The sequence below is a fragment of the Pseudomonas sp. R3-56 genome (assembly GCF_051132075.1).
Classification (GTDB): Bacteria; Pseudomonadota; Gammaproteobacteria; order Pseudomonadales; family Pseudomonadaceae; genus Aquipseudomonas.
On record NZ_CP071657.1, the window covers coordinates 2276564 to 2303120 of the forward strand.

General features: G+C 62.3%; 29 protein-coding genes. 16 read left to right on the forward strand and 13 right to left on the reverse strand.

Annotated features, from left to right (window positions below; all coding sequences use genetic code 11):
- The first annotated feature begins 264 nt into the window (after nt 1-264).
- Together J3P96_RS10385 and cobF are read left to right on the forward strand one after the other, a co-directional pair.
- A complete protein-coding gene (locus J3P96_RS10385) occupies nt 265-843 on the forward strand; it encodes a histidine phosphatase family protein (protein WP_434656879.1) in 579 nt (192 codons plus the stop codon).
- Nucleotides 840-1595: a precorrin-6A synthase (deacetylating) gene (gene cobF, locus J3P96_RS10390; protein ID WP_434656881.1), complete on the forward strand. Its 756-nt coding sequence runs from the start codon at nt 840-842 to the stop codon at nt 1593-1595. Before J3P96_RS10385 ends, cobF begins: the two co-directional genes overlap by 4 nt.
- Nucleotides 1596-1739: 144 nt before the next feature.
- Here the strand turns inward: cobF and ftrA are convergent, their stop codons facing one another.
- Complete coding sequence (gene ftrA / locus J3P96_RS10395) at nt 1740-2699, reverse strand: transcriptional regulator FtrA (protein WP_434656883.1); 960 nt, start codon at nt 2697-2699, stop codon at nt 1740-1742.
- A gap of 103 nt (nt 2700-2802) precedes the next feature.
- Between ftrA and J3P96_RS10400 the strand changes: the two genes are divergently transcribed.
- The 4 genes from J3P96_RS10400 (at nt 2803) to J3P96_RS10415 (ending at nt 6239) form a co-directional block, all read left to right on the forward strand.
- Entirely contained in the window at nt 2803-3237 is a 435-nt protein-coding gene (locus J3P96_RS10400) for a rhodanese-like domain-containing protein (RefSeq protein ID WP_434656885.1), read from the forward strand.
- A 225-nt stretch (nt 3238-3462) separates the two neighbouring features.
- Nucleotides 3463-4242: an ABC transporter substrate-binding protein gene (locus J3P96_RS10405; protein ID WP_434656887.1), complete on the forward strand. Its 780-nt coding sequence runs from the start codon at nt 3463-3465 to the stop codon at nt 4240-4242.
- Between the two features lie 103 nt (nt 4243-4345).
- Nucleotides 4346-5458, forward strand: coding sequence for a succinylglutamate desuccinylase/aspartoacylase family protein (locus J3P96_RS10410; RefSeq protein ID WP_434656889.1), 1113 nt, complete (start codon nt 4346-4348; stop codon nt 5456-5458).
- Between the two features lie 64 nt (nt 5459-5522).
- A complete protein-coding gene (locus tag J3P96_RS10415) occupies nt 5523-6239 on the forward strand; it encodes an alpha/beta hydrolase (RefSeq protein ID WP_434573263.1) in 717 nt (238 codons plus the stop codon).
- A gap of 73 nt (nt 6240-6312) precedes the next feature.
- Here the strand turns inward: J3P96_RS10415 and J3P96_RS10420 are convergent, their stop codons facing one another.
- Complete coding sequence (locus J3P96_RS10420) at nt 6313-6903, reverse strand: hypothetical protein (protein WP_434656892.1); 591 nt, start codon at nt 6901-6903, stop codon at nt 6313-6315.
- Nucleotides 6904-6959: 56 nt separating this feature from the next.
- Complete coding sequence (locus J3P96_RS10425; protein WP_434656895.1) at nt 6960-7904, reverse strand: LysR substrate-binding domain-containing protein; 945 nt, start codon at nt 7902-7904, stop codon at nt 6960-6962.
- Between the two features lie 133 nt (nt 7905-8037).
- On the opposite strand from J3P96_RS10425, the gene J3P96_RS10430 reads away from it, so the two are divergent.
- Complete coding sequence (locus J3P96_RS10430) at nt 8038-8640, forward strand: NADPH-dependent F420 reductase (protein ID WP_434656897.1); 603 nt, start codon at nt 8038-8040, stop codon at nt 8638-8640.
- A gap of 12 nt (nt 8641-8652) precedes the next feature.
- On the opposite strand, the gene J3P96_RS10435 is transcribed toward J3P96_RS10430, so the two are convergent.
- Nucleotides 8653-9588, reverse strand: a complete 936-nt coding sequence (locus J3P96_RS10435; protein ID WP_434656899.1) for a LysR family transcriptional regulator — start codon at nt 9586-9588, stop codon at nt 8653-8655.
- A 108-nt stretch (nt 9589-9696) separates the two neighbouring features.
- Here J3P96_RS10435 and J3P96_RS10440 point away from each other — a divergent pair, with 108 nt between their 5' ends.
- A complete protein-coding gene (locus J3P96_RS10440) occupies nt 9697-10194 on the forward strand; it encodes a DMT family transporter (RefSeq protein WP_434630029.1) in 498 nt (165 codons plus the stop codon).
- A 1-nt stretch (nt 10195) separates the two neighbouring features.
- Nucleotides 10196-10648 carry a DMT family transporter gene (locus tag J3P96_RS10445; protein WP_305500170.1) on the forward strand — a complete coding sequence of 151 codons (453 nt, stop codon included), beginning with the start codon at nt 10196-10198 and terminating at the stop codon, nt 10646-10648.
- Between the two features lie 5 nt (nt 10649-10653).
- Here the strand turns inward: J3P96_RS10445 and J3P96_RS10450 are convergent, their stop codons facing one another.
- Nucleotides 10654-10932 (reverse strand): hypothetical protein, encoded by a 279-nt coding sequence (locus J3P96_RS10450; protein ID WP_305500172.1) that lies wholly within the window; start codon nt 10930-10932, stop codon nt 10654-10656.
- A 154-nt stretch (nt 10933-11086) separates the two neighbouring features.
- Here J3P96_RS10450 and selD point away from each other — a divergent pair, with 154 nt between their 5' ends.
- Nucleotides 11087-12121, forward strand: coding sequence for a selenide, water dikinase SelD (selD, locus tag J3P96_RS10455; protein ID WP_434656901.1), 1035 nt, complete (start codon nt 11087-11089; stop codon nt 12119-12121).
- Nucleotides 12121-13224 (forward strand): tRNA 2-selenouridine(34) synthase MnmH, encoded by a 1104-nt coding sequence (mnmH, locus tag J3P96_RS10460; protein WP_434656904.1) that lies wholly within the window; start codon nt 12121-12123, stop codon nt 13222-13224. The genes selD and mnmH overlap by 1 nt, the downstream gene beginning before the upstream one ends.
- A 262-nt stretch (nt 13225-13486) precedes the next feature.
- Here the strand turns inward: mnmH and J3P96_RS10465 are convergent, their stop codons facing one another.
- Nucleotides 13487-14158 (reverse strand): histidine phosphatase family protein, encoded by a 672-nt coding sequence (locus J3P96_RS10465; protein ID WP_434656907.1) that lies wholly within the window; start codon nt 14156-14158, stop codon nt 13487-13489.
- A 340-nt stretch (nt 14159-14498) separates the two neighbouring features.
- On the opposite strand from J3P96_RS10465, the gene J3P96_RS10470 reads away from it, so the two are divergent.
- The 3 genes from J3P96_RS10470 to J3P96_RS10480 all read left to right on the forward strand — a co-directional run bounded on the left by J3P96_RS10470 (nt 14499) and on the right by J3P96_RS10480 (nt 17526).
- A complete protein-coding gene (locus tag J3P96_RS10470) occupies nt 14499-15197 on the forward strand; it encodes a glutathione binding-like protein (protein WP_434630036.1) in 699 nt (232 codons plus the stop codon).
- Nucleotides 15198-15349: 152 nt separating this feature from the next.
- Nucleotides 15350-16324 (forward strand): porphobilinogen synthase, encoded by a 975-nt coding sequence (gene hemB, locus J3P96_RS10475; protein ID WP_434656909.1) that lies wholly within the window; start codon nt 15350-15352, stop codon nt 16322-16324.
- 107 nt (nt 16325-16431) lie between these two features.
- Nucleotides 16432-17526: a DUF1615 domain-containing protein gene (locus J3P96_RS10480; protein WP_434656912.1), complete on the forward strand. Its 1095-nt coding sequence runs from the start codon at nt 16432-16434 to the stop codon at nt 17524-17526.
- 85 nt (nt 17527-17611) lie between these two features.
- Here the strand turns inward: J3P96_RS10480 and J3P96_RS10485 are convergent, their stop codons facing one another.
- On the reverse strand, nt 17612-18046 hold the full coding sequence (locus tag J3P96_RS10485) for a phage infection protein (RefSeq protein ID WP_434630042.1): 435 nt from the start codon (nt 18044-18046) through the stop codon (nt 17612-17614).
- A 195-nt stretch (nt 18047-18241) separates the two neighbouring features.
- On the opposite strand from J3P96_RS10485, the gene J3P96_RS10490 reads away from it, so the two are divergent.
- Nucleotides 18242-18871, forward strand: a complete 630-nt coding sequence (locus J3P96_RS10490; protein WP_434656914.1) for a glutathione S-transferase family protein — start codon at nt 18242-18244, stop codon at nt 18869-18871.
- Nucleotide 18872: 1 nt separating this feature from the next.
- Here the strand turns inward: J3P96_RS10490 and J3P96_RS10495 are convergent, their stop codons facing one another.
- From J3P96_RS10495 to J3P96_RS10515, 5 genes are all read right to left on the reverse strand, one after another.
- The gene (locus tag J3P96_RS10495) at nt 18873-19409 is read right to left on the reverse strand and encodes a PqiC family protein (protein ID WP_434656916.1); all 537 of its coding nucleotides are present in this window, start codon (nt 19407-19409) and stop codon (nt 18873-18875) included.
- A gap of 17 nt (nt 19410-19426) precedes the next feature.
- Nucleotides 19427-21082, reverse strand: coding sequence for an intermembrane transport protein PqiB (locus J3P96_RS10500; RefSeq protein ID WP_305500189.1), 1656 nt, complete (start codon nt 21080-21082; stop codon nt 19427-19429).
- A complete protein-coding gene (locus tag J3P96_RS10505) occupies nt 21063-21722 on the reverse strand; it encodes a paraquat-inducible protein A (protein ID WP_305500190.1) in 660 nt (219 codons plus the stop codon). The genes J3P96_RS10500 and J3P96_RS10505 overlap by 20 nt, the downstream gene beginning before the upstream one ends.
- On the reverse strand, nt 21719-22315 hold the full coding sequence (locus tag J3P96_RS10510) for a paraquat-inducible protein A (RefSeq protein WP_434573292.1): 597 nt from the start codon (nt 22313-22315) through the stop codon (nt 21719-21721). The genes J3P96_RS10505 and J3P96_RS10510 overlap by 4 nt, the downstream gene beginning before the upstream one ends.
- Nucleotides 22316-22385: 70 nt before the next feature.
- Complete coding sequence (locus tag J3P96_RS10515) at nt 22386-22826, reverse strand: CBS domain-containing protein (RefSeq protein WP_305500192.1); 441 nt, start codon at nt 22824-22826, stop codon at nt 22386-22388.
- A gap of 338 nt (nt 22827-23164) precedes the next feature.
- Here J3P96_RS10515 and J3P96_RS10520 point away from each other — a divergent pair, with 338 nt between their 5' ends.
- A complete protein-coding gene (locus J3P96_RS10520; protein WP_434656921.1) occupies nt 23165-25528 on the forward strand; it encodes a DNA polymerase II in 2364 nt (787 codons plus the stop codon).
- A 175-nt stretch (nt 25529-25703) separates the two neighbouring features.
- Here J3P96_RS10520 and J3P96_RS10525 read toward each other — a convergent pair whose 3' ends face one another.
- On the reverse strand, nt 25704-26525 hold the full coding sequence (locus tag J3P96_RS10525; protein ID WP_434656923.1) for an aldo/keto reductase: 822 nt from the start codon (nt 26523-26525) through the stop codon (nt 25704-25706).
- Nucleotides 26526-26557: the final 32 nt, after the last annotated feature.

Consider the following 26557-nt stretch of genomic DNA (forward strand, 5'->3'; position numbering starts at 1 on the left):
TTCTTTTCTAGCGCCGAAAATAGTATTTGGGCAGCAGGTGTCGCGTGTCCAGAGGTTTTTACTTTCCGTTTAAAAAGCCTCAAGTCATGTAGAGGCCTTGTAGGGCAAGGGTTTGGTTGGAACGCCAATGTATGTCAGCTATCGCTTCCGTCTGTGTCAGACATACCGCCTTTTTGTCCGGGTTATTTGATTTCATATAAGGTGTTGTACAAGAAAATACGGGGGGTTGCTGTGTTGAGCCGTCCGACAGCCTGAGTATCCAATGTGCAAGCCACTCGCCTTACCCTGATCTGCCATGCCCGCACCGCCGCCCAGAAAGATGCACGTTTCGGCTTGGACGAACCGCTGGACGCCGGCTGGCTGGCGACGCGTGCCGAGATCGGCCATGAATACCGGAACGTCCGCCGCCTGCTCTGCGGGCCAGAGCTGCGCACCCGCCAGACCGCGGCGCTGTTGGGCGACGATCCGCGGATGGTCCAGGCGTTGGCCGATTGTGATTTCGGGCGTTGGCGCGGGATGTCTGTCGATGAATTGCTCAAGACGGAGCCGGAATGCCTTCAAGCCTGGCGTGACGACCCGGACGCCGCGCCCCACGGCGGCGAGTCCGTCAGCGGGGTATGTCGCCGGGTCGGCGACTGGCTGACGACGCTGCAACACACTCCGGGCCACTGGCTGGCCGTTACCCATCCGTTCGTGATTCGCGCTGCCCTGCTGAACGTACTGGGTTGCCCGCTGGGCATGTTCCACCGGATCGACATCGAATCGCTTTCCGTCACTGAGTTGCGTTTCAACGGGGTGTGGCGATTTCGCACCCAGGGGCCTGGCCGGGAGCCGCAAGCATGAAGAGATTGTCGGTGATAGGCATCGGTGCCGGTGATCCCGATCACCTGACGATGCAAGCGGTGAAGGCCCTGAATCAGGTCGATGTGTTTTTCCTGATGGACAAAGGGCCCGGCAAGGATGCGCTGTTGGACCTGCGTCGCGACATCTGTCGCCGCTACATCACTGATCGCACCTACCGTTTTGTCGAAGCCGGCAGTCCCGAGCGCCAGCGCGAGGATCTGGACTACACGGCCAGTGTCGAGGCACTTAACCGGGCGAAGCAGGCAACGTTCGAAATATTGATCAATGAGCAATTGTCTGACGGGCAGCGTGGCGGTTTCCTGGTGTGGGGCGACCCATCGCTGTACGACAGCACCCTGCGCATCCTGCAGGCGATCCTTGATTCGGGGCGCTGCGTCTTCGAGTTCGATGTCGTTCCGGGGATTACCAGCGTCCAGGCCCTCGCGGCGCGACACAAGGTGCCGTTGAACAGTATCGGCGGCTCGCTGGAGATCACCACGGGGCGCAGGCTGGCGGCGGCGCAGGTTGGCGATGCCGCGAGCACGGTGGTGATGCTTGATGCCGAGGATGCGTATCGCCAGGTCAGCGATCCTGATACGCAGATCTATTGGGGCGCCTACGTGGGAATGGCGGATGAATTGCTCATTGCCGGACGGCTGGGGGACGTGGCCGACGACATCGAACGCACCCGCAAGGCGGCGCGACAGGCGAATGGGTGGATCATGGATACGTATTTGTTGCGCAAACCCTGATGGTGCGGATCAACCCGTGGCGAGGGAGCTTGCTCCCGCTCGACTGCGAAGCAGGCGCAAGACATCAGCCATCTTGTGCATCGGGGTTGCTGCGCAACCCAGCGGGAGCAAGCTCCCTCGCCACGGAGAACCTCGAAGGCGTCGTCACCCTCGCCCAAACCGCTCCCGGTACACCGACGGCGCCAGCCCCACCACGTTGCGAAACGCTACCCGGAAACTTTCCACCGAACGATAGCCACACAGCTGGGCAATGTTGTCGGTGTTGTCTTGCGTGCTTTCCAGCAATTCCCGCGCCCGTGCCAGGCGCTCATGTTGCAGCCAGGCCTTGGGCGACAGGCCGCAAGCCTGGGTGAAGCGACGCAGGAAGGTCCGTTCGCTCATGGCGGCGTGACTGGCCAGGTCGCGCACTCCCAGCGGCTCGTGGAGACGTTCCCGGGCCCATTGCATGACGCCGGACAAATCGCTGCGCGGCGTGCGGCTGACCGGCGAGGGAATGAACTGCGCCTGGCCACCGGTGCGTTGGGTCGGCATGACCAGCCGGCGCGCCACGGCATTGGCGACCTGGGCGCCGAAATCCCGCGCCACCAAGTGCAGGCAGGCATCGATGCCGGCCGCGCTGCCAGCCGAGGTGATGATCTGGCCGGAGTCGACATAAAGTACATCGGGATCGACTTCGATGGTCGGGTAGCTGTCGGCGAGTTCGTCGGTGTAGCGCCAATGCGTGGTGGCGCCCAAGCCGTCAAGCAGCCCGGTGGCCGCCAGGACAAAAGCCCCCGAGCAGATCGACAACAGGCGAGCGCCACGGGCATGGGCTCGTCGCAAGGCCTGGAGCAGGGCATCGGAGGGCGGTTCGCTGCGACTGCGCCAGCCCGGCACGATAACGGTTCGCGCGCTGTCGAGCAGTTCCATGCCGCCATCGGCCAATACCTGGAAGCCGCCCATGGCGCGCATCGGGCCGTCGTCGACAGCGACGATGCGGTGTTCATACCAGGGAAAATCAAACTCGGGCCGTGCCAGCCCGAATATCTCGACGGCGACGCCGAATTCGAACGTGCACAGCCCGTCGTAGGCGAGAATCGCGACGAGGCCAGGGGTAGGCTGCATTTGGCGGAAAATTCCCACAGAGTGTCTTGTACGCCACTGTAGCGGTTGGCGGCGGGTGGATAAAGTCTCTCCAAGCCCTTATCCGTCCCTGGAGTAAACCACGATGACCAGCCCTGTTCGCGAAATGCCTGCCGCCCCGTCCGACATTGCCCTGCAGCATTTCAGCCGGCGCCTGATGTTCGAAACCGATTGTTCCGACGTACGTGCCAGCCAGGACGCCGCTGAGATCGATTTTGTCCTCGTCGATGTGCGCGGGCCGCAGGCCTACGCACGCGGGCACGTGCCCGGGGCGATCAACCTGCCGACGCGCACGCTGACCACCGAGGCGCTTGCGGCCTATCCCCAGACCACCCTGTTCGTGGTCTATTGTGCGGGGCCGCATTGCAACGGCGCCAACAAGGCTGCGGTGCGCCTGGCGACCCTGGGGTACCCGGTCAAGGAAATGATCGGTGGCATCATGGGCTGGCTCGACGAAGGTTTTCGCCTGACCGGTTCGGTGGAGCGCGTGGCGGAGCAGGCGGTCAGCTGCGATTGTTGAACGGTGCGTCCTCCTTGTGGTGAGGAAAACAGGCTCCCTCGCCACAAGGGCTGATTGCTTTCAATTTCGCAAATGCTCTGCATCTTTATAACTATTTGTCGCCTATACGTAATTCCGCTGCCGAGTGCCCCTCTAGACTCCTGCCCACTTCGGTTTTCGCTGACCGAACGCTGTTTCCGAATCTGCCCATAACGATCAAAAAAACCTGCGCACTCAGGAGCAAAAATGAAGAAGCTTGTCATGTTCGGTGCCCTGGCACTGTCCGTACTCTCCCTGTCGGCTGTGGCCGAAGACGCCAAGCCGATCCGCCTCGGGATAGAGGCCGGTTATCCGCCTTTTTCGATGAAGACGCCTGACGGCAAGCTGACCGGCTTCGATGTGGATATCGGCGACGCGCTGTGCGCGCAGATGAAGGTCAAGTGCACCTGGGTCGAGCAAGAGTTCGACGGGCTGATTCCGGCACTGAAGGTGAGGAAGATCGACGCGGTCCTATCGTCGATGACCATCACTGATGACCGCAAGAAAAATGTCGATTTCACCATCAAGTACTACCACACCCCGGCGCGTTTCGTGATGAAGGAAGGTACCGACGTCAAGGACCCGCTGACCGAACTCAAGGGCAAGAAAGTCGGCGTGTTGCGCGCCAGTACCCATGACCGCTTCGCGACCGAAGTGCTGGTGCCGGCGGGAATCAACCTGGTGCGCTACAGCTCCCAGCAGGAAGCCAACCTGGACATGGTCGCCGGTCGCCTCGACGCGATGCTGGCCGACTCGGTCAACCTCGACGAAGGTTTCCTGAAAACCGCCGCCGGCAAAGGCTTTGCCTTCGTCGGGCCGACCTATGAAGACGCCAGGTATTTTGGCGGCGGCGCCGGCATCGCGGTGCGCAAGGGTGACAAGGCCCTGGCGGACCAATTCAACGCCGCCATCAGCGAAATCCGCGCCAATGGCACCTACAAGAAAGTGCAGGATAAATATTTCGCTTTTGACGTCTATGGGCATTAATCGCTGAAGGAAACAGGTGGCCCGCCGCTGACCCGGCCGGCCACCTTTTTCATGGGCGATTGTTTTACCCTGAGCCTGTCGAGAACCGATATCTGGAGTGCCAATGCAACGCATCGACCATACCCTGCCGTGGAGCCACCTGGGCACGGAGCGCCGGCTCAGCGTGTTTCGTTTCGGCCATGGCCCGCGCAAGGCCTACATCCAGGCCAGCCTGCACGCCGATGAACTGCCGGGCATGCGCACGGCATGGGAACTGAAACAGCGGCTCAGCGACCTTGAGTCCCGCGGCCTGCTCAAAGGCGTGATCGAACTGGTGCCGGTGGCCAATCCCATCGGCCTGGACCAGCATCTGCAGAGTGCTCACATGGGGCGTTTCGAGCTGGGCAGCGGGAAGAATTTCAACCGTTCCTTCGTCGAACTCAGTGCCCCGGTGGCGCAGCGCATCGGGGCTCGCCTGGGCGACGATCCGGCTGCCAACGTCACCTTGATCCGGCAAACCATGGCCGAGGTGCTCGACGAACTACCCGCGCCACCTTCGCAACTCGAAGCCATGCATCGGCTGTTGCTTCGCCATGCTTGCGACGCCGACGTCACTCTCGACCTGCACTGCGATTTCGAGGCCGCGATCCACTTGTACGCGTTACCGCAACAATGGCCGCAGTGGCGCTCGCTGGCCGCGCGGCTGAGGGCCGGTGTGGCGTTGTTGTGCGAAGATTCCGGCGGCAGCTCGTTCGATGAGTCCTGTTCCACGCCCTGGTTGCGCCTGGCGAGGATCTTTCCGCAAGCGGCCATTCCGGCGGCCAACCTGGCGACGACGCTGGAATTGGGCAGCATGGGCGACACCCGGGTGGAGCAGGCCCGGGCCAATTGCGAGGCCATCCTCGGATTTCTCGCCGAACAGGGACTCATCGGCGGTGACTGGCCGGCCGCGCCGGCGCAATGCTGCGAGGGTTTTCCGTTCGAGGGCACCGAATACCTGTTTGCCCCGCACCATGGCGTGGTCAGCTTCCTGCGCGACGCTGGCGACTGGGTGGAGCGGGGCGATGCTTTGTTCGAGGTGGTCGATCCGTTGAACGACCGAGTGACCACTGTCCGCGCCGGCACCAGCGGCGTATTGTTCGCCCTGGATCGCGGGCGCTATACCCAGCCGGGCATCTGGCAGGCGAAAGTCGCCGGGCGTGAGCCGATTCGGGCGGGGAAATTGATCAACGACTGATAAGTGCTGTCTACCTCACCGCACGGTCGTCACCGTGCGGTTATCCAATGCTGGAGGAAGACCGATGTTCAAAGCGTTCGCCCTGTTTCTGCTGCTGGTGTCTGCCGGAGCGCAGGCCCAACCGTCGCTGCATACCGACTTGCCACTCAACTACCTGGCCCGCGCCGATGAACAGGCCAGGAACCGGCCGCTAGTGATTTTCCTGCATGGTTCGGGCAGCAACGAAGAAGACCTGCTGACGCTCGCCGACGAACTGCCCAAGCACTACAACTACCTTTCGGTGCGGGCACCCAAGTCGATGGAGCCGGGGCGCTACCAATGGTTTGCCAGGAAAGGCGAGGGCGCCTATGAAGGTGACACGTCAGACCTGAAGGCCAGCGGCCAGATGCTCCTGGAATTCATCGAGAAGGCTCGGGCCAAATACCCGACCGATGCGAGCAACGTCTATCTGGTGGGTTTCAGTCAAGGCGCGATGATGAGCTACGAGGTAGCCCTGAGACACCCCGAAGCCGTTGGCGGCATTGCCGCGATGGGCGGGCGAGTTCTTTCGGTGTTGCGCGCCGAACTGACGCCCGATGAATCGCGCCGGGATCTGGCGGTGTTCATAGGCCACGGCACGGTGGACCCGATCATTCCCTACCACGACGGCACCGACGCTGACACGTTCCTCAAGACCCTGGCCCTGGAACCGGAATTCCACGCGTATCCGGGGCTTGGTCACAATATCAGCGCGCAGGAGGTGAAGGACCTGCGGGCCTGGCTGGAGCGGCTCAACCCTTGATCCAGCCGGATCCCTGTGGAAGCGAGCCTGCTCGCGAATGCAGCAATGGGGTCAGGCACACCGCACAGGCCCATCACTTCCCGCTGGCGATCTGCTTGACCAATGCCTCATGACCGGCCTGGTCGCTCGCCCTGGAGATGATCTGCACCACGGCCATGCGCGTGCCGGAAGCCCCTATCAGGGTAGTGTCCAACGTGGGCCCGCCACCTTGGGTGGCCCGGGTGTCGAGCTGGCGCAGGCCGAGGCCGGTGGCTTTCAAGGTCAGGCTCTTTTCCCCGAGGATCTTGGCATCCGGCAGGGCCTTGGTCTTCTGGACGGCGAAATCGGCGAAGGTCGTATCCAGGAAGGCTGCGTCGTTATCTTTTACATTTGCCCCGTCAACCAGGGTGTTCTCCGCTGTGATCACCACCGTTTTGCGCGTGGCATTGCTGTACATCGTACCGCTCGCCCCGGCGGTTCCCTGCGCCACGTCCCCTGCGGACAAGGGCGTCGCCGTGAAGCCCGGGGGGAGGGTGAAGCTGAACTTGCCGCCCAGCAGCGAAACCTTCTGGGCCGGTGCTTGCGCCACGGGTTTCTTGGGCTGGGCGGCAAGGGCCGGGGATGCGACCAGGCTGGTGATCACTGCCAGTAGCAGGGCGGCGGCTGGTTTACTCAGCAATGACATTAAAACGCTCCATGGGCTGGTTGGCTTGAAACTGGAACACGAGTCGTCCTTGTCGGTCATGGGTTCGATACGTTAACACCGACGGCACTGAAGCGCCGCGCCAGCGCCTGACGTTCGAAGTGCCCGGTAATGAAGTCGACGAAGACCCGGGTCTTGGCGGGCATCAGCGTACGACTCGGGTAATAGAGCGAGATCGCGCCAAGGTCGACATACCATTGCGGCAGCAGCCGCACCAGCTCGCCGCGCTCCAGCCAGGGCAAGACATCCGGCACCGTCAACAGCGCAATGCCCAGGCCGAGCAAGGCAGATTCACGCATCGCGACCGGATCGTTGAAGGTGATCGACTCCGGCAACGACACCGCGCACTCGAGCCCGACGCTGTTGCGCATCATCGGTTGGCGCACACGGCCGGTCAGGCTGGAGCGCAGGACGATGTTAGCGTGATCGGTCAATTGCTCCGGATGCTGGGGCTGGGCACGACCGGCCAGGTACTGCGGGCTGGCGACGGCAATCAGGTGGGCTGGTGCCAAGGTCCGGGACACGACGCCGGGGGTCAATTCGAAACCGCCTCCAATCGCCGCGTCGAAACCTTCGGCAATCAAGTCGACGCGACGATTTTCGAAATGCCATTCCGGCCGGATCAGGGGATATCGACCGAGGAAAGCAGGCATTAACGGCAGGACGTGAGCCATGCCGAAGCTGGGGGAGAGGCTGACCCGCAACAGGCCCGCCGGCTCGCCACGTTCGGCGCTCACCGTGCCAATCGCAACCTGCAGGGCTTGAAGGTTGCCGCCGATGCCGGCGAGGAAATGTTCGCCGGTTTCGGTCAGGGAAAGCTTGCGGGTCGAACGCTGGAACAGGCGTACACCCAGGTTTCGCTCCAGCATCGCCACATTGCGGCTGACGGCGGCGGGCGTCAGCGCCAGCAGCCTGGCGGCAGCAGAAAAACTGCCGGTCTCGGCACTGCGCACGAAACATTCGAGGTTGGCGAGGGTTTCCATTTGATGGGACCTGATACTAATGCTTGAAGATAATTCAAGCCATTACCGACTAATCAGGGCGCAATGGCAAGCGCAATATGCACCTCAACGGCGGACATCACCGCACGGTTTTTCCAACCATTGAGGACATCACATGAACACCATCGGCATTATCGGCGCTGGCGCCATCGGCAGCGCATTCGCCCGGGCCCTGGCTCGCCAAGACATCAACGTGGTCATTTCCAACAGTCGCGGGCCGGAAAGCCTGACCGAGCTGGTCGCCGAACTGGGCCCGACCGTACGTGCCGGCACTGTGCAGGAAGCTGCCGCGCAACCCATGGTGCTGGTGGCCGTCAACTGGCACAAGTTGCCGCAAGCCCTGGCAGGTTTGCCGGATTTCGCCGGGCGGATCGTGATCGACGCCAACAATGCCATCAAGGTGCCGGAATTCCAGGCGATCGATCTGCACGGGCGGGCCTCCACCGAGGTGTTCAGCGAGTGGGTGCCCGGCGCGCGGGTGGTCAAGGCATTCAACCATATGCTGGCGAAGTTGCTCGAGGCTGATCCGGCGGCCGAGGGTGGCAAGCGTGTGCTGTTCCTGACCGGCGATGATCAACAGGCGCGTGTGGAAGTGGCCGGGTTGATCGAGCGGCTGGGATTCTTCGCCGTGGACCTCGGCCCGCTGAGCGCCGGAGCGCACCTGACGCAATTCCCCGGCGGCCCGTTGCCCGTGTTGAATCTGGTCAAGTTCGACTGAGCCCCACGCGGATCAAGGACGATCCCAGTAGGGCACTTCGCCGAAACACTCGAGGAAAAAATCGATCACCGTGCGCACTTTCACTGACAGGCGTCGGCTGCCGGGCCAGAGGATGGCGATTTGCTGGGGTTCGAGGCTGTTGGACGCTTCGTAATCGCCCAGGACCGGCACCAGCGTGCCGTTGCGCACGGCTTCGCCGATCAGCCATGACGGAAACATCACCAGGCCCAGGCCTTGTTCGGCGGCCTGGGTCAGGGTGTCGGCGTGGTTGCCGGTGATCGGCCCGCTCACGCTGTAGCGTATCCAGGCTTGACCCGGCTTGCGGAAAAACCAGCGCTGTTGCCCGGCTACGCCTTTGTAGGCCAGGCACTGATGGGCCGCCAGGTCTTCGGGTTTTTGTGGAACGCCGTGGCGGGCCAGGTAGGCGGGGCTGGCCGCGATCTGGAAACGGTGCGGCGCGATGATCCGCGCCTGCATGCTCGAATCGTGCAACGAGCCGATGCGAAAGAGCAGATCGGCACCTTCCTGCAGCGGGTCGACGTAACTGTCGGTCTGCTGGAGATCCAACTGCAGCTTCGGGTAGCGCTCGCACAGTTGTCCCAGCCAGGGCGTCAGGTGGCGCTGTCCGAAGACTACCGGGGCGTTGATCCTCACGAGTCCGGCCGGTTCGCTGTGCTGTTCCTGCAAGGCCTGTTCGGCTTCCTCCAGTTGCACCAGCAGCAAGCGTGCATGGTGCCCGAGCAGGCGGCCGGCTTCGGTGGGCGAAACGGCGCGGGTATGGCGATACAGCAACTGCTGGTTCAGCGCCTGCTCCATCAGTTGGATCTGGCGGGAAATCGAGGAAGGCGCCAGCCCCTCGCGCCGCGCGACTTCCGAGAAGCTGCCGAGATCGAGCACCGCGACGAACAATCGGAGTGCCTTGAAACCCAGTTCATCAAGACCGTGCATGGGAATCCGCTGTGCGTGTTACGCAAAAGAGTTGTCAGAATGCTCCCATTTATCGCACAACAGCGCCAGCCGATAATGCCCGTCGTTTCTTTTCAGGCAGGTTATCTCATGCAATCAACATCCACCCCCTCCGCCGCAGCGGTAGCGGATGCCGCGCCACCCCGGACTTTCCTGCGCTGGCTCCTGCTACCCCTGGTGATCCTGGCGGGCATGGGGCTATCGGTGGAGGCCGGGCTACTCGGGCCGCTCGGTGTCCAGGTCGGTCATCTGTGGGCAACGTTGAGCATCTTTGGCGTTGGCGCGGCGCTGTTGTTCCTGCTGTTGCTGCTCAGCGGTCCGCAACGGGGCCCGGCCCTGAATGAATTGCCGCGCTGGCAATTGATCGGTGGCTTCCTGGGGCCGATCTACGTGGTGGTACTGACGCTCGCCACCCCGCACATCGGCATTGCCATGACCATGATCGCGATTCTCTCGGGACAGGTCGGCAAAAGCGTGCTGATCGACCATTTCGGCTGGTTCGGCGCGAGCCGCAAGCGTGTCAACCGCGAGCGCTGGCTGGCGTTGGCGTTGATTGTCGTGGCCCTTGTCCTGATTGCCCGAGGTTGATATGAGCGTGATCCTGTTATTGCTGGTGGTTGTCGCCGCCGGCGCGGTATTGAGCGTCCAGGCTGCTATCAACGGGCGTCTGGGCGAGACGGTCGGCGTACTGCGCAGCAGTCTGCTGACCTTTGCGGTCGGCACGGTGGTGACCGGTCTGTTGATCGTGTTTTTCGAGCCGGCCCATGCGGTAAGCCTGTTGGACGTGCCGAAATGGCAGCTCAGCGGCGCATTGTTTGGCGTGGTGTACATGATCGTGATGGTCGGCGCGGTGCCGAGAGTCGGCACAGCCGTGGCAACCGTCGCGGTCATCGTCGGGCAACTTGCCATGGGCATGCTGATCGACAACTTCGGCTGGCTGGGCAATCCACCTGTCGAACTGTCCGCCAGCCGCTTGTTGGCCATGGCCTGCCTGGCACTGGCGCTGGTGTTCATGTATCGCAGCAGTACGCGGCAGACCTGAACGGCTCAGTCCGGTTCGACGTCCAGTTGCAGGCTGTCATCGGCCAGGCGCTCGGTACGTCGGACAATGCCGCTGATGCGCCGGCCTTCGACGCTGAACACCACGATCTGGGCTTTTGCCAGGTCTTCGGGCAGCGGTGGGCGTACATGCAGGGCGAACCATGGCGGCTCGCCGTCGTCGAGGCGCTTGACATCGAACTGGCAGTCGACGCTTTTGGTTTCGCGTCCGAACAGCGTGTCGAGGCCGTAATCGAGGTGGGTGTCCACGCGTGGGTTCAAGTCCATCGGCAATCTCCCGGATGAAGGCTCGGCTATTGAACAAGTGAGTCTGTTGGCAACAGAAAAATTCCGTCGGATGAGTGCCGACTGGTCGTGACCGGCAGTGAACGGCTGGCGTTGCTGCTAGAATCGGCCACCTTGACTTACGAGAGGTATGCCCATGAGCGAGCCGATTCGCCTGACCCAGTACAGCCACGGTGCCGGTTGCGGCTGCAAGATTTCGCCCCAGGTGCTGGAAGTGATCCTGGCCGGCAGCGGTGCGCAAAACCTTGATCCCAAGCTGTGGGTCGGGAACGCTTCCCGGGACGATGCGGCGGTCTACGCCATTGACGAGGAGCGCGGCGTGGTCTCGACCACCGATTTCTTCATGCCGATCGTCGACGATCCGTTCGACTTCGGTCGCATCGCCGCGACCAATGCCATCAGTGATATCTATGCCATGGGCGGTGATCCACTGATGGCGATTGCGATCCTCGGCTGGCCAGTCAACGTGCTCGCCCCGGAAATCGCGCGCGAGGTGATTCGCGGTGGCCGCTCGGTGTGCGACGAGGCAGGCATCCCCCTGGCGGGCGGGCACTCGATCGATGCGCCCGAGCCGATTTTCGGTCTGGCAGTGACGGGCCTTGTGCAAAAGCGCCACATGAAACGCAACGACACCGCCACCGCGGGCTGCCGGCTGTACCTGACCAAACCCCTGGGCATCGGCATCCTCACGACGGCGGAAAAGAAAGGCAAGCTGCGCGCCGCCGATGTAGGCCTGGCCCGAGACTGGATGTGCACGCTGAACAAGCCCGGCAGCCGTTTCGGCAAGCTCGATGGCGTGACGGCAATGACCGATGTCACCGGTTTCGGCTTGCTCGGGCATTTGGTGGAAATGGCCGATGGCAGCCAACTGACCGCGCGTATCCGCTACGACGCGGTGCCGCGCCTGCCAGGCGTCGAGTACTACCTCGATCAAGGCTGCGTACCGGGCGGCACATTGCGCAACTATGACAGCTACGCCAGCAAGGTCGGTCGCGTCCAGGAGCTGCACAAGCGAGTGCTGTGCGACCCGCAGACCAGTGGCGGCCTGCTGATTGCCGTCACACCCGAAGGGGAGAGCGAGTTCCTGCGGGTCGCCGTTGAACTGGGTCTGGCGCTGGAACCGATTGGCGAATTGGTCGAGCGACAGAGCCACGCGGTCGAGGTGTCTTGATGCCCAACGACATCACCGACTACCGCGATATTTTCCTCAATGATCGCCCGATGATGGACACTCGCGCGCCGGTGGAATTTCTCAAGGGCGCGTTTCCCGGCGTGGTCAACCTGCCGTTGATGACCGACATCGAGCGGCAACGCGTCGGGACCTGCTACAAGCAGCAGGGGCAACAGGCCGCCATTGTCCTGGGGCATCAACTGGTCAGCGGCGAGACCAAGGCCCAACGCATCCAGGCCTGGGCCGAATTCGCCCAGGCCTATCCTGATGGCCTGCTGTACTGCTTTCGCGGTGGCTTGCGCTCACAGATCGTCCAGCAATGGCTCAAGGACGAGGCGGGCATCGAATATCCCCGAGTCGGCGGGGGCTACAAGGCGATGCGTACGTTCCTCTTGGGCACTATCGACCAGGCGGTCGCCCAGTGCGATTTGGTCCTGCTGGGCGGCATGACCGGCACCGGCAAGACCGAGGTGTTGGCGCAGCTCAATAACGGCCTGGACCTGGAAGGTTATGCCAATCATCGCGGTTCGAGCTTCGGCAAGCGTGCGACCGGGCAGCCTTCCAATATCGATTTCGAAAACCTGCTGGCGGTGGATGTGCTGAAAAAGCGTGCCGCCGGCATCGAGCAATTCGTGCTGGAGGATGAAAGCCGCATGGTCGGCAGTTGCGCCTTGCCGTTGCCGTTGTACCAGCGCATGCAGCAGGTGCCGATGGTCTGGCTGGAGGATCGCCTGGAGCGGCGGGTCGAGCGGATCCTGCGCGACTACGTGATCAACCTCTGCGCCGAGTTTGTCGAGGTCCATGGCGACGAAGGGTTTTCGCTGTTTGGCGAACGGTTGCTGGCGAGCCTGGACAACATCCACAAACGCCTGGGTGGCGATCGCCATCGGCGATTGCTGGACATCATGGACGCCGCCCTGGCCGAACAGGCCGCCAGCGGCGCCGTCGACCTGCATCGCGCTTGGATCGAAGGCTTGCTGCGCGAGTACTACGACCCGATGTATGTATTCCAGCGGGAAAAGAAGGGCGGGCGCATCGAGTTTGTCGGGGAGCAGGCGGCGGTATTGGAATATCTGCGTGAACGCGCCGCTCGGGAAGGATAAAACTCAAGTCTTGGCACACAACCTGTGGGAGCGAGCCTGCTCGCGAAGGCATCCGGTCAGTCACCCCCTCATTGGCTGACCCGCCGCTTTCGCGAGCAGGCTCGCTCCCACAAGGGCTCGCGGCTGCTCACAGATTCTGCGTCCACCACCGATTTCCTGTGGGAGCGAGCTTGCTCGCGAAGAGGCCAGCATATTCAACATCTTCTTTGGCCGTGACGCCGCCATCGCGAGCAAGCTCGCTCCCACGGTAATCCTTGGCAGATTACGTCGGGCAGGTCTTCTGCCCGTTATCCAGGCCTTGCTTGTAGCTTTGGCTGGTGAGGCTGGCCTTGCCGTTGTGCCAGGTCAGGGTCAGTACATACAGGGAGTCGAAATCGCTCGATGCCCAGTCGTCGGTGATGGTCTGCCGCTTGCCCACCGCTTCACCCGCGACCTTGTTGATCAGTTCAGGCAGGTAGCCGTGGGACCAGGCCGTGTAGATCGTGGAGTTGTGGTATTTGTCCTGCATCAATTCATCAGCCAGGTCACTGGTGTCGTTGGCTGAATACTCGATGTTTACCGGCAGGCCGAGCTTGATGGCGCTGGGGCTGATTGTCATCAAGGGGCGAATGTAGCTGTAGGAATTATCCAGCTCACCCTCTTCGACGTTACGGGTCGGATTGGCCGCGAACACGTAGTCGGCTTCGCCGAATTTTTCTGGCAGCAGGGTGGCCAGGTCGATGGCGCGGTTCAGCCCCTGGCAATTGAGTTGGCCGAGGCCGCCGACCGGTTTTTCCGCGTGGCGCAGGAACACCAGCGTTTGCACGCCGTCGACGGGCTGGGCACTGCTGACGCTGGATTCCAGCGACAGCACCAGCCCACAGGTCACGAGCAGCGTCGGTAGCAGTAGCCACGGACGGCGTTTCAACTGGGCGAACTTCAGTGGGTTGATCATCGATATACGTCTTTGTCTTCTCGATTCAGGCTGACAAACCCCGGCACCGCAAAGCCTCTGGCTCCGGGTGTTTTCCCTGTCGTTATGGCCGCTTCGATTGCTCGGGGCATCTCTCAGAGTCCCCGCTGCTTCTTTGGTTCGATCCTGGGGGCGATCCTGGTTGATGCCGGGCACTGTAGCGGCGTCCCGCCAAGGGACGCAGCGAATGTTAGCGACAGGATGTTGCGGAATTAAGAAAGAGGCGCTGTCCCTCAAGAGCCAAGGCTTGTGTTCAAAGGCCCCAAAGCCTGCTCGGCTGATTTATGCTTGGGCTTTCCGACTGATCCATGGAACCCATGCCATGCCCGACCTGACCCCTTTCCCCATCACCCAGAAATGGCCCGCCCAGTTCCCTGAATGGCTCCAGCTCTATTCCCTGCCGACCCCCAACGGCGTGAAGGTGTCGATCATGCTGGAGGAGATCGGTCTGCCCTACGAGCCGCACAAGGTGGACTTTGGCAACAATGACCAACTGTCCCCCGAGTTCCTCTCGCTCAATCCCAACAACAAGATCCCGGCGATTCTTGACCCCCATGGGCCGGGAGATCGGCCGTTGGCGTTGTTCGAATCGGGAGCGATCCTGATTTATCTGGCCGACAAGAGCGGCCAGCTGCTTGCCCAGGAGTCGGCGGCGCGCTACGAGACGATCCAGTGGCTGATGTTCCAGATGGGCGGCATCGGGCCGATGTTCGGTCAGCTGGGGTTCTTCAACAAGTTCGCCGGCAAGGATTACGAGGACAAACGGCCGCGCGACCGATACGTCGAGGAAAGCAAGCGCCTGCTCAAGGTACTCGATGGACGTCTGGAAGGCCGCGACTGGATCATGGGCGAGCGCTACACCATCGCCGATATCGCCACGTTCCCATGGGTGCGCAACCTGCTTGGTTTTTATGAGGCCGGTGATCTGGTGGGTATCCAGAACTTCCCGAACGTGACGCGGGTGCTGGAACGTTTCCTTGCGCGGCCGGCGGTGGCGCGCGGCTTGAAGATTCCGGAATGACCCGCTAATCGGGTGACGTGCAGCAACGGCTCGCTGACGTTGTGAGGGAATTATTGCCTGACCGGTAACACTCTGTTCCTGCGTCGGCGTTTGTGCCCTGCCTGGTCAGGGCATAAGCTTTGTCTCGTGTTCCATTTCGCCTCCGGAGTCCCATGTCCAGTCAGTTCCCCGCAGCCCGTCCACGCCGTCTGCGTCGCAATGCAAGCCTGCGCAACCTGTTCCAGGAAACCGAGTTGACCTTGAATGATCTGGTACTGCCGATTTTCGTCGAAGAGGAAATCGACGATTTCGTGCCGATCAAGAGCATGCCCGGCGTGGTGCGTATCCCAGAATCGAAGCTGGCCGGGGAAATCGAGCGGTATGCTCGTGCCGGTATCAAGGCGGTGATGACCTTTGGTGTGTCCCATCATCTGGACAGCGACGGCAGCGACACGTGGAGCGAGCGTGGCCTGGTTTCGCGCATGGCCGGAATCTGCAAGGACGCCGTGCCGGAAATGATCGTGATGTCCGATACCTGTTTTTGTGAGTACACCGATCATGGCCACTGCGGCGTGCTGCACGGTCACGAAGTCGATAACGATCGAACCCTGATCAACCTGGGCAAACAAGCGGTAGCGGCGGCACGCGCCGGCGCCGATGTCATCGCGCCGTCGGCGGCCATGGACGGGCAAGTCCAGGCCATTCGCAAGGCACTCGATGACGCGGGCTTCAGCCAGACGGCGATCATGGCCTATTCCACCAAGTTCGCCTCCGCGCTCTACGGGCCGTTCCGCGAGGCCGGAGGCAGCGCCTTGAAAGGCGACCGCAAGAGCTACCAGATGAACCCGATGAATCGCCGCGAAGCCCTGCGCGAGTCGCTGCTCGACGAGCAGGAGGGCGCCGATGCACTGATGGTCAAGCCGGCCGGGGCCTATCTCGACATCATCCGCGACATCCGCGAGGCCTCGAACCTGCCATTGTCGGCCTACCAGGTCAGCGGCGAGTACGCGATGATCAAGTTCGCCGCACAGGCCGGCGCCATCGACGAAGCTAGAGTCGTGCGAGAAAGCCTAGGCGCGATCAAGCGGGCAGGGGCGGACCTGATCTTCACTTACTTCGCGATGGATCTGGCGCTGAGCGGGATCTGAACCAGCGCTCCCACAAGGTTTGTGCTGGCTTTGCATCAGTGCATCAGTAGCCTCCACAGGTTTTTGATCGTATGGTTGCTCCCGAACAAGGGAACTGATGGAGCACCATGCATTTCACTCGATTGATGATCACTGTTGCCGCATTGCTGGCCCTGGCCGGCTGCGGCAGCCGTCAGGCCCAGGAGCCTGAGCGCCAGCCTGCCGAAGTCAAGGCGCAGATCGTGCGCTTATTGCCAGCCAAGACCGCCGATCGGGAGGGCTGGGCCACGGACATCTACGTGGCCTTTGCGGCGCAGCAGATCCCGCCAACGACCCAGAACATCTGTTCAGTGCTGGCGGTGACCGAGCAGGAGTCGACCTTCCAGGCCGATCCCGCGGTGCCGGGGCTGGGCAAGATCGCCCGGCAGGAAATCGATCGTCGGGCGGCGAAGCTACGCATCCCCGGGTTTCTGGTGAGCGGCGCCCTCCAGGTGCGCTCCTCTAATGGCAAAAGCTACAGCGACCGCCTCAACGCGGCGCGCAGCGAGAAGGAACTCAGCGCAATTTTTGATGATTTCATCGGCATGGTGCCGCTCGGGAAAACCCTGTTCGATGGCTTCAACCCGGTGCATACGGGCGGGCCGATGCAGGTCAGCATCGCCTTTGCCCAGGCCAATGCGCGCGATTATCCCTACACGGCGGATGGCTCGATTCGTCGGGAAGTGTTCAGTCGTCGCGGAGGGATGTATTTCGGCATCGCGCATTTGTTGGGGTATCCCGTCAGTTATACCGAGCCGCTGTACCGTTTCGCCGATTTTAATGCTGGCTGGTATGCCAGTCGCAACGCGGCCTTCCAGCATGCGGTAAGTCGCGCTTCGGGCATTACGCTGGCCCTGGACGGTGATTTGATCCTGCCTGATTCGATCATGCCCGGCAGCACGGAGCTGGCGGTGCGCACGTTGGGCAAGTCATTGGGCATGCGCAACCCGACCATCCGCGATCAGCTGGAACTGGGCGACAGCCTGGCGTTCGAGGACAGCAAGCTCTACAAGCGGGTGTTCGAATTGGCCGAGGAGGCCGAGGGCAAGCCGCTGCCTCGGGCGGTGTTGCCGGGCATCGTGCTCAAGAGTCCGAAAATCACTCGCAAGCTGACCACTGCATGGTTTGCCAAGCGCGTGGACGAGCGGTATCAGCGGTGCATGACGCGGGCTTCGGGGCGCTGAATCTTCGGCCATGAAAAAGCCCGGCGGATGAGGCCGGGCTTCTACTGTGATGGCTTGAAGGATCTTGCAGCACGGTGGTAACAATTCATGCGCGGTTCTTGGCCAAGTTATCGGAGCCACCTTCGACAACGCGGCGTTCCAGCAGACGGTCGGCACCGCCTTCGGCAACACGGTTTTCGATCAGCTTGTCGGAGCCACCTTCGGCGACGCGGCGTTCCAGCAGACGGTCGGCACCGCCTTCGGCAACACGGTTTTCGATCAGCTTGTCGGAGCCACCTTCGGCGACGCGGCGTTCCAGCAGACGATCGGCTCCGCCTTCGGCAACACGGTTTTCGATCAGCTTGTCGGAGCCACCTTCGGCGACGCGGCGTTCCAGCAGACGGTCGGCACCGCCTTCGGCAACACGGTTTTCGATCAGTCGGTCAGAGCCGCCTTCGGCAACGACGGGCTGGGAAGTGGCGGCGAATACGTTGGCTGCCAGAACGGAGAAAGCGAGGCTGAGGATGATTTGGCGTTTCATGATGGTGTGCTCCGGGGTGCGTTGGTTTGTGTGGGGCCATTGTTGCGCCGGGCACCGATCGTGAGAACTTCATTGACGTGATGGTGAACATCGATGGCGGTGATAGCTCGCCGGGTTGGTGTCAGTCAGGTTGATGGAACACTGGGGCACCGGTGCGCTCTACCGACCTGAATTCCTTTTGAAGGAGGCCAGTCCATGTATCAGTTATTCGGCCACAGCCAATCCGGTTCCTCTGCCGTGGAGGTCGCCTTGGATCTTTGCGGCGTGCCTTACCGCCGGGTAGATACCTATTCGACCGAGGACAACGACGCGGCGAAGGAGCTCGAAGCCCTGAATCCGCAGAAGCAGGTCCCGACCCTGCAATTGCCGGACGGCTCGGTGCTCACCGAGGCGGCGGCGATCCTGATTCACTTGGGGCTGTCTTTTCCGGAATCGAAACTGCTGCCGGATGATCCGGCCCAGCGTGCGCAGGTCATACGCGGCCTGGTGTATATCGCCGCCAATTGCTACACGCCGATCGGCATCATCGATTTTCCGCAGCGGTGGTTGCCCGACGCCGACGACGCTTCTCGGGAGCGATTGGTGGCGGGCACCAAGCAACGTCTGTATCGCAACTGGGCGTTGTTTGCCGACCAGTTTCCTGCGAGCCCTTTCCTCGGCGGTGCCGAGCCCGGTGCATTGGATATCCTGGCGGCGGTGATTACCAAGTGGGTCGAAACCCGGGAAGCGATGCTCAATGCCCGTCCCGAGTTCTACGCCCTGCTGGAGCGCATCGACCGCCATCCGCGAGTCGCGCCAGTGCTGTCATTGCACTGGCCCGAATGAATCAGGGACACGCACTGCGCGAGGCGGCCTGGCGGACGAGTTCTGCAAGCTGCCGAACGTTCTGCTGATGGCCTTTGACCAGGTCGTCGATACTGCCGCCGGCCGGCGTCTGCAAGCTGCTGCGGCAGGTAAGGGCCTGAGCTTCGTTGCCATGGCTACGCAAGCGCCATTGCACGTCCATGCGCGCATAGCGGCCGGGGATTGAGTCGAAGCGTTGCACCTCCACCCGCAACAGCCGCTTGGGGGCCCCGGGGTTGCTCAATTGCTCGTCCAGGCTGCTGCGTAGTTCATCCGCGAGGCTTGAGCCCCACCATTCGGTTTCAAGGATCGCCAGTCCGCTGTCGCCCTGACGAATCACCATCTGCGTGCGATCCACTTGCGGCGGGACGCTGAGTTGTTCGATCTGGATATCCACCCCTGCACGCGCCTGACCAGCCGGCTGGACCGGGCTCAGGGTATGGTAGTGGATGGGATCGCTGCGGCAGGCACCGAGCAGCAGCGCCAGGGCGATCAACGAACATCTCAGCATCAGCGGCATCGGGCGTGCTCCTGTGATCATTCTTTCACCGGAAAGGTAAGGTTCTGCGCCGGAGCATCTTTCGGACGGCCACGAAGCAGCGACTCGGGGTGTCGGCTCAGGTAATCGGACAGCTCGCGCAGCGAACGCGACATTCGGCCCAGGTCATCCAGGGTCTGGGTCAATTGTTCGCGCTGCGGCGAATCTTCCGCCAGGGTCGAGTTCGCCGACTGCAAGGTCTTGCTCACGTCCTGCAAGGTGCTTTGCACGCCTGGGAGGGTCTTGCTGTTGAATTGCGACAGGCCCTTGCGCAGCTCCACGAGGTTACCGTCCAGGTTGCTGGCGATACTTTCCAGCGGCAGCTTGTTGATGCGCTCGACCACCGTCTGCAATTGTTCCTGCAACTGCTGGAGGCTGCCCGGGATAGTCGGGATCCGCAGGGGGCGCGCGGCGAGGTCGAACGCGACTTTCTCGGCCTTGGGGTAGAAATCCAGCGAAATGTACAACTGCCCGGTCAGCAGGTTGCCGCTGCGGGCCTGGGCGCGCAGGCCGCGTTCGACGAAGCTGCCGACCAGGCGCGCGGCGGCGGCTTCGTCTTCCGGGTCGTAGTTCAATGACTTGAGCAGTTTCTCGTGGGCCTTGCCGAGCAGTTGCGGGTAGATCACGATTCCTACGTTGACCGGGAACGTGCGCTGCTTTTCGTCGAAGTCCAGGTTCATGGAGACCACCCGGCCGATCTCGATCCCGAGGAATTCCACCGGGGCGCCGACGCGCAATCCGCGCAAGGCCTGGTCGAAGCGCAAGGCCAGGTACTGCGCCTTGCCACTGGGCGGGGCCAGGGCGCTTTGCTGGTCGGCGAACAGTTCGAAATCCTTGTCCTCGGCCGCGGGCGTGTCGTTGGGGCTGTATTCCGGGGCCCGGAATGCAATGCCGCCGACGAGCAGGGCGGACAGCGACTCGGTCTTGACCGCAAAACCGTTGGCGCCGACGTTCACGTCGACGCCACTGACGTTCCAGAACCGGGTGTTCTCGGTGACGTAGGCGTCATTTGGCGCGTTGATGAACACCTCGATATTGACGCCTTTGCCATCGGCGTCCAATGCGTAGGACACCACCTGGCCCACCGGAATCTTGCGCAAGTACACCGGCGAGCCGATGTCCAGCGAACCGAGGTCCTGTGAATGCAGGGTGAAGCGCTTGCCCGGTTCGCCGTAGGTGATCGGTGGCGGAGCCTCCAGGCCGGTGAACGACTTGGCGCGCACTTTCGAATGACCGGCGTCGGCGCCGATGAAGTCTCCCGACAGCAAGGTGTCGATCCCGGAGATCCCGCCCGCGCCAATCCGCGGCCGGACCACCCAGAACACCGAGTCTTCATGAGTGAAGGTGTCGGCGGTCTTGGCGAGCTTGACCGTGGCGGTCACGTTCTTCTGATCGTCGCTCAGTTGCACGTCGGTGACCTGGCCAATGACCACATTGCGGTATTTGACCGGGGTCTTGTTGGCGGTCAGGCCTTCGCCTGTCTTGAAGGTGATGGTGATGGTCGGGCCTTCCTGCAGCCAGTTGTTGACCACCAGGGACACGCCCACCAGCACCGCGATGATCGGCACGATCCACACCAGCGACACGGTCCAGCGGCGGGTGGAGACATGGGCGCGGCCCGGTGCGGGTTGTCCGTCAGTGGCTTGTGACTTCATCCATGACCTCCTCGGATGGTTGGGTGTCCCAGATCAGCCGCGGGTCGAAACTCATGGCCGACAGCATGGTAAAGAGCACCACGAGGCCGAAGAACAGGATCCCCGGTCGCGGTTCGATGTCGCTCAGGGCCTGGAACTTGACCAGTGCCGCCACCAGGGCCACGACCAGCACGTCAAGCATCGACCAATAGCCGATGACTTCGACCAGCCGATACAGCTTGGCGCGCTGCACCTGGGCCCAGGTACTGCGCCGTTGCACGGTCACCAGCAGCAACGTCAGTACGACGAACTTGATGCCCGGCACCGCAATGCTGGCGATGAAGATGATCAGCGCGATGTCCCAGGCACCACTCTGCCAGAACTCGAGAACGCCGCTGATGATGGTGCTGTCCGCACCGTCGCCGAGCATCTGGGTGTTCATGACCGGGAGCAGGTTGGCCGGGATGTAGAACACCAGTGCCGCCAGCATGTAGGCCCAGGTGCGAGTCAGGGTATCGGGTTTGCGCCGGTGCAGGGCGGCATCGCAGCGTGGGCAGGTGTCGGGTTCGTCGGTCATGTCGCAAGCCAGGCCGCAGCTGTGGCACAGGCACAGGTTCAAATCGCTGGCGCGGGGCGGATTGCCCGGCGTTGCGGCGTTCACAGGGTGTTCCACAGGTCGCGCACATCGCGACCGGCAATGCGGATCATCAACAGACTCAAGGCCGCCAGGGCGAACAGACCGATACCGGGAAGCACATCCAGCAACCCGGCAAGCTTGATGACAGCCACCAGGGCTCCCAGCAAGCACACCTCCAGCATGCTCCACGGTCGCAGGGTTTCCAGGCTGCGCATGCACAGGTTGAAGGCCGGGGCGCGCCGGTTGGAATGGGCGTAGCCCAGCACCCAGAGCAGCAGCGCCAACTGGAACGCCGGAGCGATGATGATCGCGACCGCGGCCACCAGGGCGATGAAGGTGATGGGTCCCTGGCTCAGGGCCACGACCGAATCCCACAGGGTCGCGCTGTTGCTCAAGCCCTGGAGGCGGATGCTCATCACCGGATAGACATTGGCGAAGGCCCACAGCACCGCTGCCGTGATGGTCAGGGCCAGGCGCTGTTCGATGGTCAGGCCGTTGTAGCGCTGGATCACTGCATGGCATTGCACGCACGAGGCTTTTTGATGCGGGGCGAGCGCAACCGGCTCGTACACTGCATCGCAATGCTCACAAATGATCAGTCGGTCGGTAACGGCCATGAGGATGCTCGGCGGGGGCAACTCCTTCAATATAGAAGTGAGTCGAGAATGAGCAACCCGCCCGAGCCAATCATTCGCCGCGAATGTATTGCTCCAGTTGTCTGATCAGGTCCGCCTGCTCGGCAATGGCTTCCTTGACCAGGTCACCGATGGACAACAGGCCGACCAGCTTGCCGTTTTCCACCACGGGCAAATGCCGCAGGTGTTTCTCGGTCATGATGCTCAGGCAGGTCTCGACGTTCTGGTGTGGATCGATCGTGATCACGGGCGAAACCATGATGTCGCTGACTTTCGTGCCCACCGAAGAGCGCCCGTGCAGGACCATTTTGCGCGCATAGTCGCGCTCGCTGATGATGCCCAGCACTTCATCGTTCTTGACCACCAGCAAGGCACCGACATTTTTCTCGGCCATGCGCATCAGGGCCTGCAAGACCATGTCATCCGGGGAAATGGTGTGCACTTGCTGGTTTTTCTCGTCTTTTATCCGGAGCAACTGCGCGACGGTTTTCATGGGAAGCCTCGGGTGTTGTTTGTGCGGGTGGTTCAAGAATCGTAGACCCAACGGCGCGGAGCAAGCGGTAAAGCGGCAGTCAGCCGTCCAAAACCGTCATGGATGGTGAAAATTCACTGATTTTATTGTGGCGCGCTGTCGTGGCGGGGGAGCTTGCTCCCGCTGGGCTGCGTAGCGGCCCTAAAAAAGCCATGACAACCCGGGGTGTCAGGCAGTTACAGGGGGCCGCTGCGCGACCCAGCGGGAGCAAGCTCCCTCGCCACGACAGCAGATCCAAGCAGGTGAAGTCGTCTGGTCACAGGTAGAATGCGTAACACGCAAAATTCGAGGTTTCAGCGGTGGATCTACAGCAGGGCTTCGTCCTGACCCGGCATTGGCGCGATACCCCGGCGGGCACCGAAGTCGAGTTCTGGCTGGCGACGGATGCCGGTCCCCGGCGCGTGCGCCTGCCGGTGCAGACGTCGGTGGCGTTCGTGCCGCAGATCCAGCGTGGCCATGTCGAGGCGCTGTTGCAGGGCGAGAAGGATGTCGAGTTGCGGCCCCTGGACCTGCTGGATTTCGAGCACCGCCCGGTGCTCGGCCTGTATTGCCGGCAACATGCGCAACTGATGCGGCTGGACACGACATTGCGGCGGGCTGGCGTGGATGTATTCGAGGCCGACGTCCGGCCGCCGGAACGCTACCTGATGGAGCGCTTTATCACCGCACCGGTCTGGTTCGGCGGCACGCCCTCAACCGATGGCTTGTTCCTGGATGCCCAGATGAAACCCGCGCCCGACTATCGGCCACCGCTGCGGCTGGTGTCCCTGGACATCGAAACCACCGCCCAGGGAGATTTGTATTCGATTGCCCTGGAGGGCTGCGGCGAGCGCCAGGTCTATATGCTCGGGCCGCCCAATGGCGATGATCGTGAGGTGGATTTCCAGCTGGAATACTGCGAGTCCCGCGCGGCGCTGTTGAAGAAACTCAACGAGTGGTTCGCCCGCTTCGATCCCGACGCGATCATCGGCTGGAACCTGGTGCAGTTCGATCTGCGCGTGCTGCATGAACACGCCCGCCGCCTGGCCGTGCCGCTGCGTCTTGGCCGTGGCGGGGAAGAAATGCAATGGCGCGAGCACGGCGCGCGCAACAACCATTTTTTTGCCTCGGCGGCTGGCCGGTTGATCATCGATGGGATCGAGTCGTTGCGCTCGGCGACCTGGAGTTTTCCTTCGTTCAGCCTGGAAAACGTCGCCCAGACCCTGTTGGGCGAGGGCAAGTCCATCGACAACCCGTACCAGCGCATGGACGAAATCAACCGCATGTTCGCCGAGGATAAACCGGCCCTGGCTCGCTACAACCTCAAGGATTGCGAGTTGGTCACGCGCATCTTCGCCAAGACCGAGCTGCTCAAGTTCTTGCTGGAACGGGCCCGCGTCACCGGCCTGCCGGCGGATCGCAGCGGCGGCTCGGTGGCGGCGTTCACGCATCTGTACATGCCGTTGATGCATCGCCAGGGTTTCGTCGCGCCGAACCTCGGCCAGCGTCCGCCGGAGGCCAGCCCTGGCGGGTTTGTGATGGATTCCCAGCCGGGGCTCTACGAATCGGTGTTGGTGCTGGACTACAAGAGTCTGTATCCGTCGATCATCCGCACCTTTCTCATCGACCCGGTGGGCTTGATCGAAGGCCTGCGCCACCCGGACGACACCGAGTCGGTGCCAGGTTTTCGCGGGGCGCGGTTCTCGCGCACCCGGCATTCCCTGCCGGCCATCGTGGCGCGGGTTGCCGACGGCCGGGAAACCGCCAAGCGCGAACACAACGCGCCGCTGTCCCAGGCACTGAAAATCATCATGAACGCGTTCTACGGCGTGCTTGGCTCCAGTGGCTGTCGTTTCTTCGATTCGCGCCTGGCGTCGTCCATCACCTTGCGCGGCCACCAGATCATGCAGCGTACCCGGCAACTGATCGAAGCGCGGGGCCATGTGGTGATCTATGGCGATACCGATTCGACCTTCGTCTGGTTACGCCGCGCCCACGGCCAGGAAGAAGCCGCGACGATCGGCCGGGAGCTGGTCGCTCACGTCAACCAATGGTGGCGTGATCACGTACGAGAAGAGTTCGAACTGGAAAGCGCGCTGGAGCTGCAATTCGAAACCCACTTCAAGCGTTTCCTGATGCCGACCATCCGCGGCGCGGAGGAGGGCAGCAAGAAGCGCTATGCCGGTTTGGTGAGCCGTGCCGACGGCAGCGATGAAATCATCTACAAGGGCCTGGAGACCGTGCGCACCGACTGGTCGCCCCTGGCCCGACAGTTCCAGCAGGAACTGTATGGACGGATCTTCCATCGCCAGCCCTATCAGGATTACGTCCGCGATTATGTCCAGCAGACCCTGGCCGGCGCGTTCGACGAACGCCTGGTCTACCGCAAGCGCCTGCGTCGTCCGCTGGACGACTACGAGCGCAACGTGCCGCCACATGTGCGCGCCGCGCGGCTGGCCGACGAGTTCAACGAGCGCCAGGGCCGGCCACGGCAATACCAGAATGGGGGCTGGATCAGCTACGTCATCACCGTCGCCGGCCCCGAGCCGCTGGAAATCCGTAGCGCGCCGATTGACTATGACCACTACGTGACGAAGCAGCTGCAGCCGGTGGCGGATGCGATCCTGCCGTTTGTGGATGATGATTTTTCAACGTTGATCGGTGGGCAGATGGGGTTGTTCTGATCGACATTGTTGGCCGCAGGGATGCCCTTGTGGCGAGGGAGCTTGCTCCCGCTGGGCTGCGTAGCGGCCCTGAGTTTCTGGCGGTTGCTGCGCAACCGAGCGGGAGCAAGCTCCCTCGCCACAAGAGCGCGCCGCTGGAATAAGGGCGCTCTCATCACCACGGCGTTCGAGTGGACTAAACCATCGCCAACCGCTGCTTGCCCTGTGGCTGCGGAAACACCAGGTCCAATGCCGCCAGGTCCTGAGGCTCAAGCTGCAGATTCGCCGCTTCGGCGTTCAGGCGCACGTGTTCAGCTTGTACAGCCTTGGGGATGGCGATGACGTTGTCCTGGCGCAGCAGCCAGGCGAGGGCGATCTGTGCCGGCGTCGCGCGGTGGCGTTCGGCGATCTGTTGCAGGGTGTGGTCCTTGAGCAAATGCCCGCCCTGGCCGACCGGACAATAGGCCATGACCGGCATGCGCTGATGCTGGCTCCAGGGCAACAGGTCGAATTCGATGCCGCGTTCTTGCAGGTTGTACAACACTTGATTGGTAGCGCAGACCGGCGAGGCCAGCTCCTCCAGATCGTCGACGTCAAAGTTCGACACGCCCCAGCGGCCGATCTTGCCTTCTTCGCGCAGGCGCTCAAACGCTTCGACGGTTTCCTCCAGCGGGTACTGGCCGCGCCAGTGCAGTAAATAGAGGTCGATATAATCGGTGTCGAGGCGCCGCAAGCTGCGCTCGCAGGCCAACGGAATGCCTTTGCGGCTGGCGTTGTGCGGGTAGACCTTGCTCACCAGGAACACCTGGTCGCGTAGCCCGGTGATCGCTTCGCCAACGACCTGCTCGGCGCCGCCCTCGGCATACATTTCGGCCGTGTCGATCAGGCTCATGCCCAGTTCGATGCCCAGGCGCAGGGCAGCTACTTCTTTCTTGTGATGGGACGGTTCCTCACCCATCCGCCAGGTGCCCTGGCCGATTACCGGTACGGATACGCCGGCCAATTCCACAGTTCTCATGCACATCTCCTGTCGTGCTGGTCGATACAGCG

What these genes read in the sequence shown, in the direction of transcription:
- cobF (WP_434656881.1), top strand. Translation starts at nt 840, where the DNA reads ATGAAGAGATTGTCGGTGATAGGCATCGGTGCCGGTGATCCCGATCAC.
- ftrA (WP_434656883.1), bottom strand. Translation starts at nt 2,699, where the DNA reads ATGCAGCCTACCCCTGGCCTCGTCGCGATTCTCGCCTACGACGGGCTG.
- J3P96_RS10400 (WP_434656885.1), top strand. Translation starts at nt 2,803, where the DNA reads ATGACCAGCCCTGTTCGCGAAATGCCTGCCGCCCCGTCCGACATTGCC.
- J3P96_RS10405 (WP_434656887.1), top strand. Translation starts at nt 3,463, where the DNA reads ATGAAGAAGCTTGTCATGTTCGGTGCCCTGGCACTGTCCGTACTCTCC.
- J3P96_RS10410 (WP_434656889.1), top strand. Translation starts at nt 4,346, where the DNA reads ATGCAACGCATCGACCATACCCTGCCGTGGAGCCACCTGGGCACGGAG.
- J3P96_RS10415 (WP_434573263.1), top strand. Translation starts at nt 5,523, where the DNA reads ATGTTCAAAGCGTTCGCCCTGTTTCTGCTGCTGGTGTCTGCCGGAGCG.
- J3P96_RS10420 (WP_434656892.1), bottom strand. Translation starts at nt 6,903, where the DNA reads ATGTCATTGCTGAGTAAACCAGCCGCCGCCCTGCTACTGGCAGTGATC.
- J3P96_RS10425 (WP_434656895.1), bottom strand. Translation starts at nt 7,904, where the DNA reads ATGGAAACCCTCGCCAACCTCGAATGTTTCGTGCGCAGTGCCGAGACC.
- J3P96_RS10430 (WP_434656897.1), top strand. Translation starts at nt 8,038, where the DNA reads ATGAACACCATCGGCATTATCGGCGCTGGCGCCATCGGCAGCGCATTC.
- J3P96_RS10435 (WP_434656899.1), bottom strand. Translation starts at nt 9,588, where the DNA reads ATGCACGGTCTTGATGAACTGGGTTTCAAGGCACTCCGATTGTTCGTC.
- J3P96_RS10440 (WP_434630029.1), top strand. Translation starts at nt 9,697, where the DNA reads ATGCAATCAACATCCACCCCCTCCGCCGCAGCGGTAGCGGATGCCGCG.
- J3P96_RS10445 (WP_305500170.1), top strand. Translation starts at nt 10,196, where the DNA reads ATGAGCGTGATCCTGTTATTGCTGGTGGTTGTCGCCGCCGGCGCGGTA.
- J3P96_RS10450 (WP_305500172.1), bottom strand. Translation starts at nt 10,932, where the DNA reads ATGGACTTGAACCCACGCGTGGACACCCACCTCGATTACGGCCTCGAC.
- selD (WP_434656901.1), top strand. Translation starts at nt 11,087, where the DNA reads ATGAGCGAGCCGATTCGCCTGACCCAGTACAGCCACGGTGCCGGTTGC.
- mnmH (WP_434656904.1), top strand. Translation starts at nt 12,121, where the DNA reads ATGCCCAACGACATCACCGACTACCGCGATATTTTCCTCAATGATCGC.
- J3P96_RS10465 (WP_434656907.1), bottom strand. Translation starts at nt 14,158, where the DNA reads ATGATCAACCCACTGAAGTTCGCCCAGTTGAAACGCCGTCCGTGGCTA.
- J3P96_RS10470 (WP_434630036.1), top strand. Translation starts at nt 14,499, where the DNA reads ATGCCCGACCTGACCCCTTTCCCCATCACCCAGAAATGGCCCGCCCAG.
- hemB (WP_434656909.1), top strand. Translation starts at nt 15,350, where the DNA reads ATGTCCAGTCAGTTCCCCGCAGCCCGTCCACGCCGTCTGCGTCGCAAT.
- J3P96_RS10480 (WP_434656912.1), top strand. Translation starts at nt 16,432, where the DNA reads ATGCATTTCACTCGATTGATGATCACTGTTGCCGCATTGCTGGCCCTG.
- J3P96_RS10485 (WP_434630042.1), bottom strand. Translation starts at nt 18,046, where the DNA reads ATGAAACGCCAAATCATCCTCAGCCTCGCTTTCTCCGTTCTGGCAGCC.
- J3P96_RS10490 (WP_434656914.1), top strand. Translation starts at nt 18,242, where the DNA reads ATGTATCAGTTATTCGGCCACAGCCAATCCGGTTCCTCTGCCGTGGAG.
- J3P96_RS10495 (WP_434656916.1), bottom strand. Translation starts at nt 19,409, where the DNA reads ATGCCGCTGATGCTGAGATGTTCGTTGATCGCCCTGGCGCTGCTGCTC.
- J3P96_RS10500 (WP_305500189.1), bottom strand. Translation starts at nt 21,082, where the DNA reads ATGAAGTCACAAGCCACTGACGGACAACCCGCACCGGGCCGCGCCCAT.
- J3P96_RS10510 (WP_434573292.1), bottom strand. Translation starts at nt 22,315, where the DNA reads ATGGCCGTTACCGACCGACTGATCATTTGTGAGCATTGCGATGCAGTG.
- J3P96_RS10515 (WP_305500192.1), bottom strand. Translation starts at nt 22,826, where the DNA reads ATGAAAACCGTCGCGCAGTTGCTCCGGATAAAAGACGAGAAAAACCAG.
- J3P96_RS10525 (WP_434656923.1), bottom strand. Translation starts at nt 26,525, where the DNA reads ATGAGAACTGTGGAATTGGCCGGCGTATCCGTACCGGTAATCGGCCAG.